This is a genomic window from Paraburkholderia sabiae (assembly GCF_030412785.1).
Taxonomy (GTDB): domain Bacteria; phylum Pseudomonadota; class Gammaproteobacteria; order Burkholderiales; family Burkholderiaceae; genus Paraburkholderia; species Paraburkholderia sabiae.
Map to the genome: position 1 here is coordinate 5859701 of NZ_CP125295.1, position 19406 is coordinate 5879106.

The 19406-nt window shown below is 64.6% G+C and carries 14 protein-coding genes; 4 read left to right on the plus strand and 10 right to left on the minus strand.

Annotated features, from left to right (window positions below):
* Nucleotides 1–35 precede the first annotated feature (35 nt).
* Nucleotides 36–1295, plus strand: coding sequence for a glycosyltransferase (locus QEN71_RS26305; protein WP_201650888.1), 1260 nt, complete (start codon nucleotides 36–38; stop codon nucleotides 1293–1295).
* Nucleotides 1296–1352: 57 nt separating this feature from the next.
* Here QEN71_RS26305 and QEN71_RS26310 read toward each other — a convergent pair whose 3' ends face one another.
* Both QEN71_RS26310 and QEN71_RS26315 read right to left on the minus strand, forming a co-directional pair.
* Complete coding sequence (locus QEN71_RS26310; protein ID WP_201650887.1) at nucleotides 1353–2627, minus strand: acyltransferase family protein; 1275 nt, start codon at nucleotides 2625–2627, stop codon at nucleotides 1353–1355.
* Between the two features lie 86 nt (nucleotides 2628–2713).
* Nucleotides 2714–3859, minus strand: a complete 1146-nt coding sequence (locus tag QEN71_RS26315; protein ID WP_201650886.1) for an acyltransferase family protein — start codon at nucleotides 3857–3859, stop codon at nucleotides 2714–2716.
* 432 nt (nucleotides 3860–4291) lie between these two features.
* Here QEN71_RS26315 and QEN71_RS26320 point away from each other — a divergent pair, with 432 nt between their 5' ends.
* Complete coding sequence (locus QEN71_RS26320) at nucleotides 4292–5791, plus strand: hypothetical protein (RefSeq protein WP_201650885.1); 1500 nt, start codon at nucleotides 4292–4294, stop codon at nucleotides 5789–5791.
* A 96-nt stretch (nucleotides 5792–5887) separates the two neighbouring features.
* A complete protein-coding gene (locus QEN71_RS26325) occupies nucleotides 5888–7183 on the plus strand; it encodes a glycosyltransferase (protein ID WP_223959305.1) in 1296 nt (431 codons plus the stop codon).
* Between the two features lie 146 nt (nucleotides 7184–7329).
* Here the strand turns inward: QEN71_RS26325 and QEN71_RS26330 are convergent, their stop codons facing one another.
* On the minus strand, nucleotides 7330–9069 hold the full coding sequence (locus QEN71_RS26330; protein WP_201650884.1) for an FAD-dependent oxidoreductase: 1740 nt from the start codon (nucleotides 9067–9069) through the stop codon (nucleotides 7330–7332).
* Between the two features lie 255 nt (nucleotides 9070–9324).
* Nucleotides 9325–10035 (minus strand): DapH/DapD/GlmU-related protein, encoded by a 711-nt coding sequence (locus QEN71_RS26335; protein WP_201650883.1) that lies wholly within the window; start codon nucleotides 10033–10035, stop codon nucleotides 9325–9327.
* Between the two features lie 211 nt (nucleotides 10036–10246).
* On the opposite strand from QEN71_RS26335, the gene QEN71_RS26340 reads away from it, so the two are divergent.
* Nucleotides 10247–10885, plus strand: coding sequence for a hypothetical protein (locus QEN71_RS26340; protein ID WP_201650882.1), 639 nt, complete (start codon nucleotides 10247–10249; stop codon nucleotides 10883–10885).
* Nucleotides 10886–11008: 123 nt separating this feature from the next.
* Here the strand turns inward: QEN71_RS26340 and QEN71_RS26345 are convergent, their stop codons facing one another.
* From QEN71_RS26345 to QEN71_RS26370, 6 genes are all read right to left on the minus strand, one after another.
* On the minus strand, nucleotides 11009–12316 hold the full coding sequence (locus QEN71_RS26345) for a glycosyltransferase WbuB (protein WP_201650881.1): 1308 nt from the start codon (nucleotides 12314–12316) through the stop codon (nucleotides 11009–11011).
* Nucleotides 12317–12427: 111 nt separating this feature from the next.
* The gene (locus QEN71_RS26350) at nucleotides 12428–13570 is read right to left on the minus strand and encodes a glycosyltransferase family 4 protein (protein WP_201650880.1); all 1143 of its coding nucleotides are present in this window, start codon (nucleotides 13568–13570) and stop codon (nucleotides 12428–12430) included.
* Nucleotides 13571–13676: 106 nt separating this feature from the next.
* Nucleotides 13677–14693, minus strand: a complete 1017-nt coding sequence (locus QEN71_RS26355; RefSeq protein ID WP_201650879.1) for a GDP-L-fucose synthase family protein — start codon at nucleotides 14691–14693, stop codon at nucleotides 13677–13679.
* A 4-nt stretch (nucleotides 14694–14697) separates the two neighbouring features.
* Entirely contained in the window at nucleotides 14698–15825 is a 1128-nt protein-coding gene (gene gmd / locus QEN71_RS26360; protein WP_201650878.1) for a GDP-mannose 4,6-dehydratase, read from the minus strand.
* A 114-nt stretch (nucleotides 15826–15939) separates the two neighbouring features.
* Nucleotides 15940–18165: a polysaccharide biosynthesis tyrosine autokinase gene (locus QEN71_RS26365; protein ID WP_201650877.1), complete on the minus strand. Its 2226-nt coding sequence runs from the start codon at nucleotides 18163–18165 to the stop codon at nucleotides 15940–15942.
* An 87-nt stretch (nucleotides 18166–18252) separates the two neighbouring features.
* Complete coding sequence (locus QEN71_RS26370) at nucleotides 18253–19392, minus strand: polysaccharide biosynthesis/export family protein (protein ID WP_201650876.1); 1140 nt, start codon at nucleotides 19390–19392, stop codon at nucleotides 18253–18255.
* Nucleotides 19393–19406 lie beyond the last annotated feature (14 nt).

The following is a 19406-nucleotide window of genomic DNA, read 5'->3' on the forward strand; positions in this document are numbered from 1 at the left end:
CTAAGGTGGACCCAAGGCTGCTCCCTACGATCCCTATGGAACGCGCAACCCATCTAGTGCCCGCTGAAGCACCCATCGCCGATGCCGCGAGACTCGGCTACGTCGTCATCATCGAGCCGAACTTCACCGGGCATCGGTGGCGCTATGTCGAATGGATCGCGCAGACCTGCCTCGAAGCAGGCTATCCCGTTCTCGTCGTGACCGAGAACTCGAACGAAGATCACCGGCTCGCGCGCGAAATCATGGCCGCGCGGCGCGAAGACCTGCAGATCGCCTTCGTCGATTCGGAAAGCCAGCGCCAGAGCCGCGGACTCAGGCGCATCAGCTACGCGCGCTTTCACGCGTATTTCAAGCTCGCTTACGACTCGATCAAACACGTCGAACGCGTGCGTCTCGTGGTCGTGCCGTACGTCGATTACTTCTTCCATGCGCTGCCGCTGCTCGGCACGCCGTTCGGCCGCGCGCCGTGGATCGCGATCACGATGCGCGCGACGTTTCATCATCGCAAGGTCGGCGTGCGCACGCCGGGACGGCCGCTCGTCAATCTGGTGAAGTCGCTGCTGTTCCGTCGCGCCGTGCATACGAAAGGACTGCGCACGCTGCTGTCGATCGACCCGACGCTGTCCGAATGGATCGGCCGCACGAAGCCGAAGCACGGCGCATCGGTCGAATATGTCGCTGATCCGTTTCCCGATGCGAAGGCCGAAGATCCCTTCGTCGCACGCGAGCGTCTCGATCTCGATCCCGCCGGCCGCTATCTGCTCGTCTACGGCTCGATCAGCGAGCGCAAGGGCATCTGCGAACTCGTCGAAGCGCTCGCCGGGATGAAGGACGCGCCGACGCTGCTGCTCGCGGGCGAACAGGACCAGGAGATTCGCGGCTTCATGCGCGCGTTCATTCCGATTCTCAAGCCCGCGCCCGTGATACTCGACCGCTTCATTTCGAACGAGATGGAGCGCGACCTGTTCTCCGCGTGCGACGTCGTCTGGCTCGGCTACAAGGGCCACTATGGAATGAGCGGCGTGCTGGTGCAGGCGTATCGCTTCGACAAGCCCGTCGTCGCGACGAGCGATGGGTTGATCGGCTGGTTCTGCCGCGGCGGCCAGCTCGGGCCGTGTCTCGACGATCTGTCGGCGGCGTCGATCACGCGCGCGCTCGATGAAATCGCCGACCAATGGCGACGCGGCGAAAAGCATCAACGTCCGCTCGATCATCTGCTCGCGCGCAACACGCTCGGTCAATTCAAGGAAACGCTGCGCCAGGCGATTACGGCTGCCATCGGCACGCGCGTCTGACGTGATTCACGGCGCACGGCGCCTGTTTGGCGCGTCGTCAGCGTACAGCCTGACCGCTCATTCCGGCGTTTCCCCACTCACTTCGATCCGCTTTGCAGGCGCCGCGCGCGGCAGCAGCACTTGCCGCGCCCATTGCGCACAAGGCCGCTCGATGCGCGTCGCGCTGATCCGCGCGGCCACGTAGCTCGCGCAGCACGCGAACAGCGCGGCAATCGCAAACCCGAGCACAGGCACACGATGATCGAGCGCATCGAGCGGCGTCTTCAGCGCGACGCGCACCATCAAGATCATCACGAAGCTCCAGATGTACAGCCCATAGCTGTTCTGCCCGAACGCGGCGACCATCCGCGCGCCCGGATAGCGACGCGGCAACTGTGCGAGCAGCAGCAACAGCGCAGCCGCCGCGCACGCGGCGAGCGTCGGCGCGAGCCAGTGCGCGAGGCCGAGTCCGGAACCCGTCGCGTACAGCAGCACGAGACATCCGGCGCACGCGGCCAGCGCACACGCAATGCCGAACCTCGACAGCTTCATGCCGTCGCGCAGCAGCAGCCGCTTGCCGTATCGCGCGAGGATGAAGCCCACGACGAAGCACGGCAGTTGCGTCGGCGGCCAGTAGTAGAGGAACGAATTGTTCTCGACGATGCAGACGTCGCCGGCGCACGCGCCTGCCACCAGCACGAACGCGCTGGACACCAGCAGCGCCAGCGACGTGCGCCACAACCCGCGGCGCGTGCGCGTCGCGATGAAGATGAGCGGTGCGAACAGATAGAAGCACACCTCCACACCGATCGACCAGCCGCCCGGCACCACCGTATTGACGGCGCTCGGCACCCACGCATGAATGAAGATGAGGTTCGCGAGCACATCGGCCGTGTCGTGCGGCGCCGTGATCTGCGTGTTGAAATGAGCGGCGAGCAGATTGCCGAGCGAATAGACGGCAATCGCAACGTAATACAGCGGCGCGATCCGAAAGAAGCGCTTGACGTAGAAGCGCCGCGAAATCAGCGAGCGGTCGTCGCCGAAGCGCTTCGTTTCTTCTTCGAGCGTGAGCATGATCGTCACGGCGCTGATCACGAAGAACAGCTGCACGCCGTATTGCCCCATGTCCGCGAACGCCTGCAACCACGCAGGCAACGCGGGCATGAAGAGCGCGAGGTGCACGAGAATCACGCCGACGATCGCGAGTGCGCGGCCGGCATCGAGTGCGGCGACGCGCGCGTCGTCGTGTGCCGCCAGTTTCGCGACCGGGGCGCCCGACGCGCTTGCGCTCGCGCGCAGCACGCAGCGGCTGCCGATACGGTCAAGCCACGTCAGCGTTCCTGTGGAGCTCACGCAAGTTCTCCCCTTGCGGGCCCATTATTCGCCCGCCTGCGCGCACGCGTTGCGTGCGGCACTGTGCAGCATTGGTTTTGTTCGAATCAGGACAGCTGCCCGCCGACGGGCATTTCCTCGCGCACCGATGCATTGCGTTTTGCCGGGAACAGCGCATTGCGCAACCGCAGGAACGGGTACTCGACAGCACGCGTCATCACGTAGCCAGCAATGATCGCGACGGCGAACTGCGCGGCCAGCGCGACGAACCAGATCGCCACGGGCGGCAGACCGAGCGCCGTCGTCTTGCGGATCACGATGTCGCCGGGTGCGAGCGCGAGCGAGTGCCACAGATAGATACCGTACGAGTACACGCCGAGCCACGCGACCGCGCGATACGCGAACGAATCGCGCACCTTGCCCGAGTGCTCCAGCATCAGCACGATGAACGCGCAAAAGCCGAGCGCCTGAATCGTGTAGCCGATGCTTTCGTCGAGCGGTTCGTGCTTGGTGGCGAGCACCAGCCACGCGACCAGCACGGCCACGACGACGAGCAGCAAGCCCGTGCGCTTCGCGATGCCCTGATACACGTCGGGCTTCATCCAGTAGATCGCCGCGAGAATCACGCCGTACAGCAGGCTGTCGATCCGGTACTGCGTGTAGAAGAACGCGGCCTGCAGGTCGCCGCCCGCCACTTCGAGGCAGCGCGCGATCAGCACAACCACGCAGATGCCGCCGAGCACACCGATGATCGAACCCGCGCGCATTTTCCAGCGCGCGAACAGCAGCAGCACGGCGGGCAGGAACAGATAGAAATGTTCTTCGACGGCGAGACTCCACGTCTGCGAAATCGACGAGCCGAAGTAGTTCTGCAAATGCGTCAGGTTCTGCCAGAGGAACGAATCGAGCGGATGGCGGCCGACGAGCGAATGAAAAAGAATCAGCACGTAATACGCGGGCCAGATCTTGAACATCCGCCGCACGATGAAGCGGCGCGCGTCGACGTGACCCGTTTCCGCGTATTGACGCAGCAGCAGCCCGCCGACGAGAAAGCCGCTCAGCGTGAAGAACAGGTTCACGCCCTCACGGCCGAAGTTCTTCAGCGGATATTCGATGATAGAAATCAGCGCGCTGCCCGTGTGATTCACATGAAAGTGGTAGCCCATCACCGCGAGAATCGCGATGCCGCGCACGAAGTCGAGCTCGACCGACCTGCCCCGCATCATCGATTGCGTGCTGCCGAATAGCTTCATGCCTGTTCCCCTTCGACGTCGTTTGCTGGTCTTTGTATGTGCGCCTTTGTGAGCCGCCATGCGGAGATCGACTGCAATTTCGTGCCTGCTTTTGACCTGCGCGCGTACCGGTCCGGTGCCTGATCGCGACCGGCTGCGCGCTGCGGGCGGCATCGTCGGCATGGCACTTTTTTGACACGCTATTTCAGCCATGTTGCTTGCTTGATTGCGTACTCGTGCGCCAAGTTGCTGTCCTTGTCGGACAGCGTGGCGGACCCCGGTAAACCGTCTGACTACGGGCTTTTGCCCGCATCGTGCGACCCCGCCAGAACCCAGGCGTATTACGCCTGCCCCGGACTTGACGCCAGGCCATCCATTTATATTCAGACTGAACAGTGGCGCGCGCCGCTGACACACGATGAACGCACCGCACCGGGAAGGGGAGAATCGTCGATGCGCAACAAGTACGCTACGTTGTGGATCTGGATGTGCTTGTGCCCACTCGCGCTCGACTACAAGGCACCGGACGCCGATTCGGGCCACGCCGCGCAGATACTGCTCGTCGCTCCGACGCTCGCCGCCGCGCTTGCGCTGATCTTCATCGCGCCGCGCTTTCGCCAGGCCTCGCCGCTGCGCCGCTTCGTGACGCTCTGCCTCGTGCTCAGCGTCCCTGGCAGCCTGATTTCGCAATTCGTGCAGGGCAACGATTTCGGCAACTATCTGCGTGTGGTGTTGCCGTTTCTGCTTTTTCTGCTCGGCTACGCACTGGCCTGCCATCCCTGGCACGAAAACCGCATCGGACAGATCGAAAAGGCGCTGTTCTGGGCGAACCTCATCTGCCTCGTCTTCACCTTCATTTTCGGCATCGCGACGGGCGGCGGCCTGGGCGGAATCGCCGATGTGCGCTTTCGCATCGTTTCCGTGACGATACTCGGACTGCAAGGCGTGCTGCTGCACGAGTTCGTGCTCGCGCGGCGCTTTTCACCGTTCATGCTCGCCGTGTTTCTCGGCACGGTGCTCGTCGAACTGCTGAGCGTGACACGCAGTCTGCTGGTCGGCACCGTGCTGCTGTTCCTGATGGCCGCGTGGATGAGCGCACCGTCGCTGCGTTATCTGCTGCGCTCGGCGTTCCGGGTTTTCATCGTGAGCATCGTGCTCGGCGCGATGGCGGCAGCTGCGATCTGGAGCATGCCGTCCGTCAGCGAGCACTGGATGCAGCGCTTCACGGTGGCGGAGAATACGCGCACCGGCAAGGATCCGACGACGATCACGCGCCTCGCCGAAATCAAGGACCAGTTCGATCAGGTCACGTCGTCGACGCAATCGCTGCTGCTCGGCGAAGGCTACGGTCACTACTATCGCTATTCGCCGCAGTATCTGCCCGATCTCGCCGGCACGATCAGCGAAAAGGACTTCTACGCGATCCACGAATGGGCGGCGGGTCATAACTTCTGGATCTATCAGCTGTTCGCGGGCGGCCTGCTGTTCGGCATCGGGTTGCCGCTCGCGGTGCTGGTGACGTTGTGGCATTGCGCGATCGCGTACCGTCGCTGGCGCGGCAAAAGTCCCGGCGCGCCGCTCCTGCCCGTATTCGGTCGTGCGATCCTGCTGCTGGCCGCGCTGCCCGCGACGTCGATCGGCGGCAATCCGCTCGGCCCGCGTTTCTCGGGACTCGTATTTGGCGTGGCGCTCGGCCTCACGGTCGCCACGTATTGCCGGCTGCATCGGCAACTGGATTCGAAGGCACGCTCGCGCGTCGAGCCTGTGGCGCCGCAGCCGGCGACGGCCGCGGTCGCGCGGCATCGTCCTCAGCCGCCCGCGCAGCCGCCGCGCCCTGCCCCGTTCGCCGCAGCTTCGACGCGCGGCACGCTGCAGGACGCGTCGGGCTCCGAACCCTACGATGCAGGCCGCGCGGGCGATCTGCATCAACGAGGCATGCCGGCGTCCGCGTGAAGGCACCAAGGTGCAAACGACGCGCATCACGCGGATGGTCTCGCTTCATCGCCCGGCTGCGCCGGTCCTTTTCGCATTACGCCGTGTTATCCGCCAATGAAAATTCTTCATCTGCTTTCGACAGTCGACCCGCAGGCAGGCGGGCCGACTGAAGGTGTACGACAGAGCGGCGTCGCGATGGCGTCGCTGGGCCACGAGATCGAGGTCGCGTCGCTCGATGCCGCCGATGCGCCGCATGTGCGCGATTTTCCGCTGCCCGTGCATGCGCTCGGTCCGGGCCGCAACGTCTATGGCTTCACACCGGACTACGTGCCGTGGCTCGCGCGCGAAGCGCAGCGTTTCGATGCCGTGATCGTGCACGGCCTGTGGCAGTACCACGGCTTCGGCGCGTGGCGCGCGCTGCGCGCGGCGAAGGTGCCGTATTACGTGTACACGCACGGCATGCTCGATCCGTATTTCAAGCGCACGTATCCGCTCAAGCATCTGAAGAAATGGGCGTACTGGCCGTGGGCCGAATATCGCGTGCTGCGCGACGCGGCTGCCGTGATCTTCACGACGGAAGAAGAGCGCCTGCTCGCGCGGCAGTCGTTCTGGCTGTATCGCGCGAACGAGCGCGTCGTGCCGTTCGGCACCAACGCGCCGCCGCCGCATGCGCAGGCACTGCGTGAAGCGTTCCTGAGCGCGCATCCGAAGCTGCGCGGCAAGCGGATCGTGCTGTTTCTCGGGCGCATTCACGAGAAGAAGGGCTGCGATCTGCTGATTCACGCATTCGCCGATCACGCGCAGCGCGATCTCGACGCGCATCTCGTGATCGCCGGACCCGATGCGACGGGCTGGCAGCGTCCGTTGCAGGCGCTCGCGCGCTCGTGCGGAATCGAAGAGCGGCTTACGTGGCCGGGCATGTTACAAGGCGATATGAAATGGGGCGCCTTCTATGCAAGCGATGTGTTCGCGCTGCCGTCGCATCAGGAGAATTTCGGCGTGGCCGTCGCTGAAGCGCTGGCGTGCGGACTGCCCGTGCTGCTGTCGGACAAGGTCGGCGTGTGGCGTGAAGTCGAAAACGATCATGCGGGCTTCGTTTCCAGCGATACCATCAACGGCACGCAGCGCAATCTGCTGAACTGGCATTCGCTCGACGCCGTCGCGAAGGCGAACATGCGCGAGCAGGCGCGCAGGACGTTCGATGCGCGCTTCGGGATTGCGAGCATGGTGGACTCGCTGACGGCACTTTTGCAGCCACAGGTTGCCGGGGCTGCTGCGCCCGTGACAGCGACTGCGGCCGCAGCGCGCGCTGGCGATCAGCAGACGCCGCAGAATACGCCGGGCGGCGGTGCCGCTATGGTGTCGAAGGTGGCGAAGGCGCCCGCGCAGAGGGAGCCGTCGGTGAATTGATCCTTTGCGAATGTCGTTCCAGCGGCCAGGATTCGCGACGCGGTCCTGGCCGTTATTTTTTCGCGCGCCTGCCTCTGCGATAAAAAAATCCCGCGACATCTATCGCGGGATTTTTTATCAGCAGCCGGTGCCCGGGCAAACGTGAATCACATCGCCTCATTCCCTCCGGCCCTGACCAGCGATTGCGCGGCGATCGGCAGCTTGCCGAGTTCCGCGCCCGAGCCGCCGTAGCGCATCCCCGCCGCCTCGCCGATCGGCACGATGGTCGCCGTATCGGGCTTGCCGAGCCGCTGCGCGATATGCTCCCCCAGCCGCAGCGCGAGCGCCGAAATCGTGATCGTCGGGAAGTTCGCGCCGACGGTCGGGAACACCGAACTGCCCGCGACATACAGATTGCTCATGCCATGCATCTTGCAGTCGCGATCGACGACACCTTCGCGCGGCGAATCGTGCATCCGGGTCGTGCCCATGTGATGCCACGTGCCTTCGAGTTTCGCCGGCCACGCGCGGCCCTCGAGCGGTGCGTCGAGTTCGACATCGGCGACGCCCATCATTTTCAGTTCTTCCGCGAGCAGCTGGAACGTGCGGTCGAACGTGCGCTGCACGAGTTCCGTGAGCCGCCAGTCCACTTTCACGCGCGGCAGGCCGAGACTGTCCTTGCGATCCGACAGCATCACGCGGCTGTCGCGATTCGGCTCCGCTTCGACGATCGCTTGCAGCTTCACGTCCGAAATCAGCGCACGCAGTTGCAACAGACGCGTGAGCCCGAAGCCGACGGTATCGACGGGATGCGCGGCCATCGTCAGATAGTCGTCGCGCGCGCGCCGGCCCGGCTGTTCCTTGCGATGCAGCGCCTCGCGGCAACGGATCAGCGCCTCCGATCCCGCGCTGCCCTCGCCGAAGAAACGCGAGAAGAACCAGACGCGCGAGTTGAGCAGCTTCTCGCGCTTGATCACATCGTGCGTCAGCGCGAACTGCGACGAAATATGCGTGCCGTGCGCGGCCACCACCGGGTTCTGGTAGTGATACTTGATGTCGTATAGCTTGTTGCGCGACCACGCCTTCGTGAACTTCACCGTACCCGTCATCAGACGCGGGTGATCCATGAAGAAGCGGCCCACCAGATCGTTGCCGTTGCCGAGGCCCGCTGCCTGCACCTTGTTCGACGCCAGCAGCAGCCGCGCGTTTTCGATGCCGCCTGTAGCGAGCACGAAGACCTTCGCGTTCACGCGAAAGCGCTTGCCCGTGAGCGTCGCGACCTCGACGCCCGTCACTTCCGTCGCTTGCGCATCGGTGTCGATATTGACGACGTTCGCGTACAGGAACACCCGCACGCGATCCGAGCGCCGCAACACCTCGCGATACACCTTGCCGAAACGCACGGGCGGACTGAACTGCGAAACGGTGTCGCGCACGTTGCCCGAACTCAGCGGATAGCGGCGCACATCGTGCCGGTTGATCTGCTGCTCCCACCACGCGGGATCGAAATTGTGCGGGCCGAGCTTGAGCAGCGCATGCGTGCGCAGATAGTACGGCGCGAGTTCTTCCAGGCCGAACGGCCAGCCGCTGTGCGCGACCCAGTCCTTCTTGTCGAAGTCCCACGGGTCGAGGGGCCGGCACCAGCCGCCCCAGCAATTGCTGCTGCCGCCGAGATAGCGGCTCCTGCAGCCGTCAGCGAAGGTATACGGGATGCCGACGTTCTCGCCACGATAGAGATCGCGCGTTTCGTCGTCGGCCTTGTAGCCGCCGCTTTCGAGCAGGCAGCAATCGATGCCCGCGCGATCCAGCTCCATCGCGAGCGTGATACCCGCGACGCCTGCCCCGATGATGCATACCGTCGTCGACACAGCGACGCCCTGTTCGACACTGCGGGTATCGATCAACATCCCCTGCTCCCAGCTTGTGTTCTGTTCGAACCTTGTACGGCCGCGTGAAGCATCGTCCGTTCTGGCCCCCCGCCGCGCATGCGAGCCGGGCTCGGCATGCGGCAACGCCCTGTGGGTCTGCACGAGCGGAACGGCGGCGCACGCATACTGTATTCCTGCGCCAGCCAGTGCTTACGTAGGATGATGGCTCTGCGTAAGGCAGCGTATCCGCCAACTTCGCGCTTCCGGCAGACAGAAGCGTGCATCGCGTGACCGTTATGAGGGACGGGGCACCTCCGCATCGAAACGCTTGCGGATGAAGCGACATGGATTGCCCCCGTAGACGCCTTCCGCCTCGAGCGAGCGGTGCACGACCGACAGCGGCGTCACGACAGCCGACCGCCCGATCGTCACGCCCATCTGCACGACGCACTTCGACGAGATCCACGCGCCGTCCTCGATGACGATGGGCGCCACGCGCAGATCCATGTTTGTTCGCATGTCATGCGAGCCCGCGCTCAGAAAACTGCCCTGCGAGATGCAGACATTCGAGCCGATTTGGATGGGCGCCTGGTTGTAGAGCCACACGTCGACGCCGAACCAGCAGTTGTCGCCGACCGTCAGGTTCCACGGCGCCTTCACGCGCACGGGATGCACGAAGCGGCAGTTCGCGCCGATCTTCGCGCCGAACAGCCTCAGCAACGCGACGCGCACCGACGACACAGGCAGCAGCTTGTTATTGATCACGCACGCTTCGACGAAGAACCAGGCCAGCTCGGTCAGAAACCCACGCGACGCGACATAGTTGCCCTTGCCCGCTTTGCTCAGATCGATCACGCGGCCAGGCGGCTGCGTCGCACCTGCAACGTAGGGTGGAGGGTCAGGGGGCGCTGCGGCCTCGGATGCGCGCGCGGCATGCTGGTCTTTCATCCGCGCGTCCTGGCCGTCCGCTGCCCGACCGAGGGTCGGACCGAACGTGTTATCCATAGTCTTCTCCATTCGATGGAAGCGCATCTGACTGTCGTCCGACTGGTTGGCCATCGCCGGAACCCGCGCGCCCTGTCGTTTGATTATCTGGCCCGCGCGAGACTATGGACGACGGCTGTCCGCCTCGTGCGGAACTTTGGCGGATCGATGCAGAGTGTCCGTATCAACATGACAGCACCGGCTTCATGACGTTTGCAGGAGGAAGAGGACAATGGCTGCTCATCTTCGCTCGCGGCAGCGCGCGTCGCCCGCTCTGCTCCGGCGTGGCGGGCTGCGTTCGCGCGTACTGCTGTTGAGCGCGGCACTCGTGTCGGCGCTCGCGCTGATGCCGCACGCGCATGCGCAGAACAACGCCGCGCAGGGTAACGGACAGAACGCCGCCAATAACAACGGCGGCAACGCCAATGGAAATGGCAACGCCGGCAACAACGCGCCGGCGCGCAAGACGGCCGCGCAGCGCACGCAGGACGACGCGCAGCGCTTGCTCGGCGGACCGTCGATGGCGCTCGGCGGCTACGACATGCAAGGCGCGACGCCCGACTCGCAGCGCGATTCGCTGCTCAACAACGAACGCATGCGCGCCGCGAAGCCGAATACGCAGGCGGGAGGCGGCCCGCTGGCAGCAGGCGGCGACGGCCCGGCGGCAGCGCCTGCCGGCGCGGCGATGCGGCGGCCCGCTCGCGGTGGCGCGGCAGCGAACGGCGGCGGCGCAGCGGGAGCGGGTGGCGCAGGTGGCGCTGCACAGCGCGGCGGCGCGGTGAATGCCGCCGATGTGGGCGGCGCAAACGGCGTGTACGGCAGTCCGTATAGCCAGCGCGCGGGACGCGAAATCTTCAAGTCGCCCTGGTAAGCAGCACCGTCGAACGCGAAAGCGAAGCACAAAAACCGAAGGCCGCATGCAAACCGCCCGATTGCGGTTCGTCTGCGGCCTTCTCTCTTTCCGCTGTCCGCGCGCCGCGCGGACGGCGCTCCATCACTCCACTTCCGATTCCTCGACGCGCGCCGGCATGATCGGCGCGTTCGCCAGCGGCGCCGCGGCCTGCTTCGCCCCCGACGCATCGCCGTCGATCAGCATGGCGAGCCGCGTATCGAGCGTGAGCAGCGTCGAGAGCGGCGACAGCATCGTCTCGGCATAGCGCCGCCCGGCCGCACCCATCGCGGCGCGCTGCTCGTGATCGGCAGCCAGTGCCACGATGGCGTCGACGAGCGCCTTTGTGTCCTCGGGCGGCACCGCCACGCCATTGTTCACGACGGCCTCGTGGAGGCCGGTGCCGGGCCGCGCCATCGCGATGACCGCGCCTCCGCTCGCCAGCATGCCCGTCAGCTTCGACGGCATCACGAGGTCGGCCGCGTCACTACGCTGCGGCAGCACGTGAATATCCGCAACATTCAGCAGTTCGTTCAGCGACGACGCCGGCTGCAACGGCAGGAAGCGACAGTTGGACAAGCCCTCGCAACGCTTGACGAGATCGTCCCGCGCCGCGCCGTTGCCGCAAAAAACGAAGCTGATGTCCTCGCGCGCGACCATGGCAGCCGCCGCCTCGGCGAGCGTTTCGATGCCCTGCTTCGCGCCGATGTTGCCCGAGTACAGCACGACTGTATTGCCCGCCGGAATGCCGAGCGTTTCGCGATACTCGCTCACGCGACCAAGCGGAAAGATGTCGCGAGTGTCGACCCAGTTCGGGAGGAACTCGGTTTTCCCGGCATCGACGCCCTTGCCGACGGCGCGCTGCACCATCTGGTTCGAGATCGACGAGACCACGTCGAAGCGCTTCAGCACGAGCCGCTCTATCCAGTAGGCGATGCGCGCGGCACGCGCGCTTTTTAGCAGGCCCAGATCGAAGGCGGCGTCGACTTCGTAGTCCTGGATATGCAGCCACGCCTTCGCGCCCGTCACGCGCGCGAGTGCCAGCGCGCCCGGCGCGCAGGCCATCGTCGGCGCGATCAGCATCACGGCGCCCGGCCGCCATGCGGCCTGTCTCGCGAGCAACGGTAACGACGCCAGCGCGAAAGACGCGAGGTGCATCATGCGCTTGAGGCCGCCCGGACGCGGTGGCACCCACAATGGTGCGCGCCAGATCTGCACCCCGTGCATGACGTCGCGCCGATAGCGCCACATCGAGTAGCCGTCCGCGACTTTCCAGTCCGGGTAGTACGGCGGCGCGCAAACGACCCGCACCTCATGACCGCACTCCGTCAGCATCTGTGCCATCTCAGCCGTATATTTACCCGCGCCCGACAACTCGGGCGCGTAGTTGAGGCCATAGATCAGGATCTTCATAGTCGATTTCCACGACGTGTGTCCGTCATGCGGCAGCGGACAGCGCTACGCCTTCCCCGTACCGACACGGCTCCCCGCCTGACGCGGAGCCGCGCGTGCCTGCCTTCGATCTCACGCGCCCAGCATCAGCGCGCAGCCGCGCGCGATGTTGGCCGCCGCTGACGGCGGATCGAAACGCCGTATCACGTCCATGCAACGATGCGCCGACGCTTCGGCATCGGCGAATGCTTCCGTGGCCTTCAGCAGCGTGCGCTGCAGGCCGGCCACGTCGCCCGCAGTGAATGCATAGCCGCTCTCGCCTTCGTGCACGAGTTCGGGCACGCAGCCGCAGCTCTCGCTGACGATGACAGGACAGCCATGCGCGAGCGATTCGTTGACGACGAGGCCCCACGGTTCGCTGCGGCTCGGCAGCACCATGCAGGTCGCACCGTAGTATTCGCGCGAGAGCGGCTCGTCCTGCAGACTGCCGACGAAGGTGATCGCCCCGTCGAGCCCCAGCTCCTTCACGCGCTTGCGCAACTCGCCTTCGAGCGGCCCCGTGCCGACGATACGCAGCTGCGGATCGGGCAGCCGCTTCGCAATGCCGGCGAACGCGTCGATCAGCGTCGTGATGCCCTTCTCTTCCGACAGCCGCCCGACGTACAGAAACACGGTCGGATTGCCCGCGCGATAGTGCATGCGCTCGGCGAGCGCGCGCTCGGGCGAGAACGTGACGGGCAGCGCGGCCGCCTGACAAGGAATGAAAATCTTCTCGCGCTTCGCGCCGAGCGACACCAGATAGTCGCGGCTGCGCTCGCCGAAACCGAAGTAGCCGTCGCACAGCGAGAAGAACACGCGCTTGGGAATCGACGTGATGAGACGCTTCGGCCGGTCGCGCGCCGTCGAATCGCAGAACACGGCGCGGCGCTTGCCCGTCACGATGCACGCGGCGAGCATCGCCCAGTACTCGGGTCGGTGATAGCCGGGCAGCACGATCAGATCCGACTTCGCCTTGAGGACTTCCCACACGAGGCGCATCGTCAGACGCCCGCGCGGCACGTCCTCGTAGCAGCCGTCGAACAGCTTGTGCATCGGATAGCGATGAAACGAATAGTCGACGTCCGAGAAACCGATACGATCATGTTCCGTGTCCGCGATCTGCACCATCGAGTAGCTGATCGCCCCCGATGCCGAGATGTTGTGCAGCGCAGAGAACACGGCGCCCTTGTGCCGTGACCACACTACGTTGTGGAAGATCGTGACTGACGCGCTCATGTTCTTACAGTCCTCATTCTGTCGAATCTGTCGATTGCCCCAGCAAAAAGAACGGACGTCGCCCTATCCCGGTCCCGGGCAACGTCCGTCACCAGGAGCGGTTCATTCAGGCCCGCGCAGCCATCGCGAACGACGGCGTGCGGTTCTCCCCATGCCGTCCCGTGTGCGCTTCGACGAGCTTGTCCCCGAACTTCGCGTCGTACGTCGCGGCGAACTCGCGATAGGTGTCCGCGACCCCCTGTTCCAGCCCGATGCTCGCGCGCCAGCCCATCTCCGCGAGGCGCGACACGTCGAGCAGCTTGCGCGGCGTGCCGTCCGGTTTGCTCGCATCGAACTGCAGCTCGCCTTCGTAGCCCACGACGTCGCAGATCGTTTCGGCGAGTTCGCGGATGCTCAGGTCTTCGCCGACGCCGACGTTGAAGACGCCCGTGTTGATGTCGTGCTCGAGCACGAAGAGCGTGGCCGCGGCGAGATCGTCGACATGCAGGAATTCGCGGCGCGGTGTGCCGCTGCCCCACACGGTCAAGGTCGGATCGCCGTGCAGACGCGCCTCGTGCGCCTTGCGGATCAGCGCGGGCAGCACGTGGCTGCTCTTCAGGTCATAGTTGTCGTTCGGGCCGTACAGGTTGGTCGGCATCAGCGCGACGTAACGCGTGCCGTACTCGCGGTTGTACGCGTCGCAGAGCTTCAGCCCGGCAATCTTCGCAATCGCGTAGGCGTCGTTGGTCGGCTCGAGTTCCGAAGTCAGCAGGTACGATTCGCGGATCGGCTGCGGACACAGCTTCGGATAGATGCACGACGAGCCGAAAAACACCAGCCGGTCGACGTTCGCGCGATACGCCGCGTGAATCACGTTGGTTTCGATCACGAGGTTCTCGTAGAGAAACTCGCCCGGCTGCGTCGCGTTCGCGAGAATGCCGCCGACGCGCGCCGCTGCCAGCAGCACGACGTCGATGCGTTCGCGTTCGAAGAAAGCGTTCACCGCGGCCTGATCGGTCAGATCGAGTTCGGCATGCGTGCGCGTGACGAGATTGCGATAGCCGTTCGTCTCGAGCTTGCGCACGAGCGCCGAGCCGACCATCCCCCGATGCCCCGCGACAAAAATGCGTGCGTTCTTGTCCATGGCGTCACTCGTGATGTTCCAGCGCCTTGAAGCCTGCCAGCGTGACGAGCGCATCGCGCCGCGCGATCTGGTAGTCCGACAGCACCATTTCCTTGACGAGCGATTCGAACGACGTCGTCGGCGTCCAGCCGAGCTTCTGCTGTGCTTTCGACGGGTCGCCGAGCAGCGTTTCCACTTCCGTCGGGCGGAAGTAGCGCGGATCGACGCGCACGATCACGTCGCCGGGTTGCACGCGCATTTCGGCGCGCTGGCGACGCTCGACATGTTCGACGATGCCCACTTCATGCACGCCGCTGCCTTCGAAGCGCACCGTGATGCCCAGTTCGGCGGCCGCGCGCTGCACGAATTCGCGCACGCTGTACTGCACACCCGTCGCGATCACGAAGTCTTCGGGCTGTTCCTGCTGCAGCATCATCCATTGCATGTCGACGTAGTCGCGCGCATGGCCCCAGTCGCGCAGCGCGGACATGTTGCCCAGATAGAGCTGGTCTTGCAGGCCGACCGCGATGCGCGCGATCGCGCGCGTGATCTTGCGCGTGACGAACGTCTCGCCGCGCACAGGCGATTCGTGATTGAACAGAATGCCGTTGCACGCGTAGATGCCGTACGCTTCGCGGTAATTGACGGTCGTCCAGTACGCGAACAGCTTCGCGACGGCGTACGGGCTGCGCGGATAGAACGGCGTGGTTTCGCGCTGAGGCACTTCCTGCACGAGACCGTAGAGTTCGGAAGTCGAGGCCTGATAAAAGCGCGTCTTCTTCTCGAAGCCGCAGATACGGATCGCTTCGAGCAGCCGCAGCGTGCCGAGTCCGTCGGCGTTGGCCGTATATTCCGGTTCCTCGAACGACACGGCGACATGGCTTTGCGCCGCGAGGTTATAGACTTCGTCCGGCTCGACGCGCTGCATGATTCGCAGCAGGCTCGTCGCGTCCGTCAGATCGCCGTGATGCAATTGCAGACGCTGGTCCGGGTCGTGTACATCGCGGTAAAGATGATCGATCCGGTCGGTGTTGAACAACGACGAACGACGCTTGATGCCGTGCACCTCGTACCCTTTTTCGATCAACAGCTCGGCCAGGTATGAGCCGTCCTGACCGGTGATCCCGGTAATCAAGGCAACCTTCTGAGTCATCGTATTCTCCTGTGGCGGCCGGGTTGTCGCCTGTGCGCTGCCCCGTCCCTTGCACCAGTTTGTTCAGATGTCCGCCGGCCCACCCTTGCCACCCGGACGGACATGCGCTGCTCCTTAGCCTGCGATACTCTCGTAGCCGTAGTAGCCGCCTCGATAACCCGAGCCGATGAACGCGCCCGCCTGCGGTACGTCGGTCAACAACACCCCTTGCAAATTCACGCCGCCATTGCGCAGACGCTTCGCGGTTTCCGCGAGCTCGCTCACAGGATGGCGACCGTGCCGGATCACAAGCAACGTCGTCCCCACGTGCTTGCCGATCACGGTCGAATCGGTGACGGCGAGCACGGGCGGCGTATCGATGATGATCAGGTCGTACTGGTTCTTGAGTTCTTCGAGCATCGTTTCGAAGCGCTTGCTCATCAGCAGCTCCGAAGGATGCGAGGGCAGCGAGCCCTTGGTGAGCACGTCGAGGCCCGGCAGTACTTCGCGCTGGATCGACGATTGCAGATCGCCGCCGCGCAGTACGTCGGACAGACCCGGCTGATGCTGCAGGCCGAAGTGCGAGTGGACGTCGCCGCGCCGCATGTCGCCGTCGATCACCAGCGTGCGCTTGGCCGTCGATGCGACGAGCGCGGACAGGTTCACCGACAGGAACGACTTGCCCGCATCCGGACGCGAGCCCGTCAGCATCACGACGTTGTTCTGCTTGTCGTCGACGCTCAGCTGCAGCGAGGTGCGCAGGTTGCGCACGCCTTCCACGGCGATGTCCTGCGGCGCCTGTTCGGCGAGCACGTGCAGGCCGCGCCGGCGCATCATCACGTCCTGCTGCAGACGGATCTGCTGTTCGCTACGCGGCACCACGGCGAAGACCGGCACGCCGAGTGCGGCTTCCAGTTCGTCCGGACGTTCGACGCCGCCATACAGCGTCTTGCGCACGAAGGCGAACACGATGCCGATGAACAGACCCGCGCCGAAGCTGATCAGGATCACGACGAGGCGTTTCGGACGCACGGGGTCGTCGGCGGCTTCTGCGAAGTCGACGATCCGCACGTCGCCCACCTGGCCCGCCTTCGCAATGCGCAACTGCTGCGCGCTGTTGAGCAGGTTCGTGTACAGCTCGGTGTCGACGTGCACGTCGCGCAGCAGGCGCAGCGCCGTCTGCTCGGTGTCGGGCAGCGTCTGCACGCTCTTGCCCATCTTCCCAAGATTGCCCTGCAGCGAAGCGATCTGCGCATCGAGCGCGGCCACGGCCGGGTGATTCGCGGTGAAGCGCTGCGACATCTCGGCGCGCTGCGTCTGCAGGTCGACGAGCTTGGTCTTGTTGTCGACGATCTGTTGCAGCAGCAGACGGCTTTCTTCGCTCAGATCGACGGTGCCGTGCTGGTTGCGGAACGTGTTGTAGCGCTGCTCGGCGGCGTCGAGTTCCTTGCGCAGCTGCGGCAACTGCTGGTCGAGGAACGCCAGCATGTGCTCGGCTTCCGACGAACGGCTTTCGACGTCCTGGCGGATGAACTCGCGCGCCATGCTGTTCATGATGTCGGCCGTGAGCTTCGGATTCTGGCCTTCGAGACTCGCGCGGATCACGCCCGACTGCAGCGTCGATTCGCCGATATCCATCGACTTCTGCAGACGCTCGACGGTCGTCAGCGTGGACGCGCGCGTCAGGTCGTAGCGCGTGCCGGGCGCGCCGACGATTTCATCGACGCGCAGCGAGATCGGACCCGCCGGCGTTTCGCGCACGACGTTTTCGCCGACCTTGCCTTCGAGAATCGCGACGCCGTCCGGGTTGTTCAGCACGAAGTCGCCGTTCTGGCCAGCGATCAGCGTGAAGTCCTTGTCATACATGTCCTTCGCCGTGTCGAAGCGCGACACCTTGATGGTTTCGTCGCCCCACGCATAGCTCGGCAGTTGCAGCGACGGCGGCAGCTTGATGCCCCACTTGCCGTTCATCAGCGGCGCGAGCAGCCCGCCGACGAAAGGCAGCGTGTGCGCCCGCGCGGCGATGTCGAGGTGCAGCTGCTTGACCGTCTCTTCCGTCACGAGGCGTGACTTCATCAACTCGATTTCGGCGGCCGTCGACGGCTTCGTGTCGAACATGCCCGTCAGCGGCTGAAGACCGTCCTGCTTGTTGTTGTTCTCGGACTTGTCGACCACGTGGAACAGCACATCCGCGCGGTAGACAGGCGTCGCCACGAAGGCGTACGCCGCGCCCAGTGCCGTGACGGCCAGCGTGATCAGCAGAATGGACCGCCAGTTCGCGATGATGGCCTGCAGATAATCCGTCAGGTGCATCTCGTCCGAACTGACGTCCGAATAACGATTGTCAAAGTTGATAGCCATTTGCGTGATCCATCAAAGACCGACACATTCGAAAGCGTTGCGCGTCCGGACCCCGTAGCCGCGGTGCGCGCAACGCATGCCTCCGGCTTACTTCGCGAGCAGGGCTGCCGTCACGCCAGCGTTGATCGCCGGCAACAGCAGGGACAGCACGCGGTTGAATTTCACGAGACCGTTGTTGTCGACGTAGACGACATCCTTCGGCTCCAGGTTGAACTGGTTCGCGAGGAGCATCGAAGTCGGCGACGTGGCATCGAGGTGATAAATCTCCGGCTTGTCGCCCATCGAGTTGCGGATGACGAAGAGCTGCTTCGCGTAAGCCGTGTTCGGATTCACGCTGCCCGCCTGCGACAGCGCTTCGGCCAGCGAGAGACGGCCGTCGCGCATCGGCAGGATCGTCGCCGGACGGTTGACTTCGCCCATCAGATAGACGCCGTATTCGTCCCGGCCGCCGACGCGCAGCAGGTCGCCCGGCTGCAGGTAGATCGACGTCGGCGCCTTGCCGCGACGGATCAGGTCAGGCACGTTGATGTTGTACGTGCGACCGTCGCGCGTGAGTTCGACGTGGCTCTGATCGGCGTTCGGCGTGAAGCCGCCCGTGCGGTTGATCGCCTCCGTCAGCGACATCGGAATGTCGTTGACCTGTGCGGGTCCGGGCGCACGCACTTCGCCGTCCACATACACCTGCGACGAACGGAACGACGAGACGCGCACCGTCACTTCGGGCTTCGAATAGACGTTGCTCAGCTTGCGATACAGCTCTTTCTGCACCGTCGTCGCATCCTTGCCGCCCACGTGGACCGTGCCCGCATACGGAAACTGGATATTGCCGTCCGCATCCACGAGGAAGCCGAGACCAGGGTCGCCCTTGTTCACGTTCTGCGCCGGCTGACCGAGCGCCGCGGCGAGTTCAGGGTGATCCCACACGGTAATCTGCAGCACGTCGCCCGGCCCGAGCTTGTAGGCCGGCGGCTTCGTGCTGAAGAGGCCCGCGATCTGCTGGTTCAGTTCCGTCGTCTGGCCCTTCATGTCGCGCACCAGCTTCAGATTGATGTCGGTAACAGGGATCTGAACATTCTGCTCAGGATCACTGCTGTACTCGCCGCCCGTTTCGGGCAGCGTGGGCGGTGACACCATCCGTTGTCCAGGTACGATGCTGCATGCGGAGAGCAGCACCGAGATCGACAACAGTAGCGGTGCACCTACACCCAATCCAAATCGCTGCTTCATGGCAGTTCCTCCTA

Excerpts from the sequence above, each read along its gene's own strand:
- QEN71_RS26320 (WP_201650885.1), top strand. The coding sequence starts at position 4,292 with ATGCGCAACAAGTACGCTACGTTGTGGATCTGGATGTGCTTGTGCCCA.
- QEN71_RS26335 (WP_201650883.1), bottom strand. The coding sequence starts at position 10,035 with ATGGATAACACGTTCGGTCCGACCCTCGGTCGGGCAGCGGACGGCCAG.
- gmd (WP_201650878.1), bottom strand. The coding sequence starts at position 15,825 with ATGACTCAGAAGGTTGCCTTGATTACCGGGATCACCGGTCAGGACGGC.
- QEN71_RS26330 (WP_201650884.1), bottom strand. The coding sequence starts at position 9,069 with ATGTTGATCGATACCCGCAGTGTCGAACAGGGCGTCGCTGTGTCGACG.
- QEN71_RS26365 (WP_201650877.1), bottom strand. The coding sequence starts at position 18,165 with ATGGCTATCAACTTTGACAATCGTTATTCGGACGTCAGTTCGGACGAG.
- QEN71_RS26350 (WP_201650880.1), bottom strand. The coding sequence starts at position 13,570 with ATGAGCGCGTCAGTCACGATCTTCCACAACGTAGTGTGGTCACGGCAC.
- QEN71_RS26340 (WP_201650882.1), top strand. The coding sequence starts at position 10,247 with ATGGCTGCTCATCTTCGCTCGCGGCAGCGCGCGTCGCCCGCTCTGCTC.
- QEN71_RS26305 (WP_201650888.1), top strand. The coding sequence starts at position 36 with ATGGAACGCGCAACCCATCTAGTGCCCGCTGAAGCACCCATCGCCGAT.
- QEN71_RS26355 (WP_201650879.1), bottom strand. The coding sequence starts at position 14,693 with ATGGACAAGAACGCACGCATTTTTGTCGCGGGGCATCGGGGGATGGTC.
- QEN71_RS26325 (WP_223959305.1), top strand. The coding sequence starts at position 5,888 with ATGAAAATTCTTCATCTGCTTTCGACAGTCGACCCGCAGGCAGGCGGG.
- QEN71_RS26370 (WP_201650876.1), bottom strand. The coding sequence starts at position 19,392 with ATGAAGCAGCGATTTGGATTGGGTGTAGGTGCACCGCTACTGTTGTCG.
- QEN71_RS26315 (WP_201650886.1), bottom strand. The coding sequence starts at position 3,859 with ATGAAGCTATTCGGCAGCACGCAATCGATGATGCGGGGCAGGTCGGTC.
- QEN71_RS26345 (WP_201650881.1), bottom strand. The coding sequence starts at position 12,316 with ATGAAGATCCTGATCTATGGCCTCAACTACGCGCCCGAGTTGTCGGGC.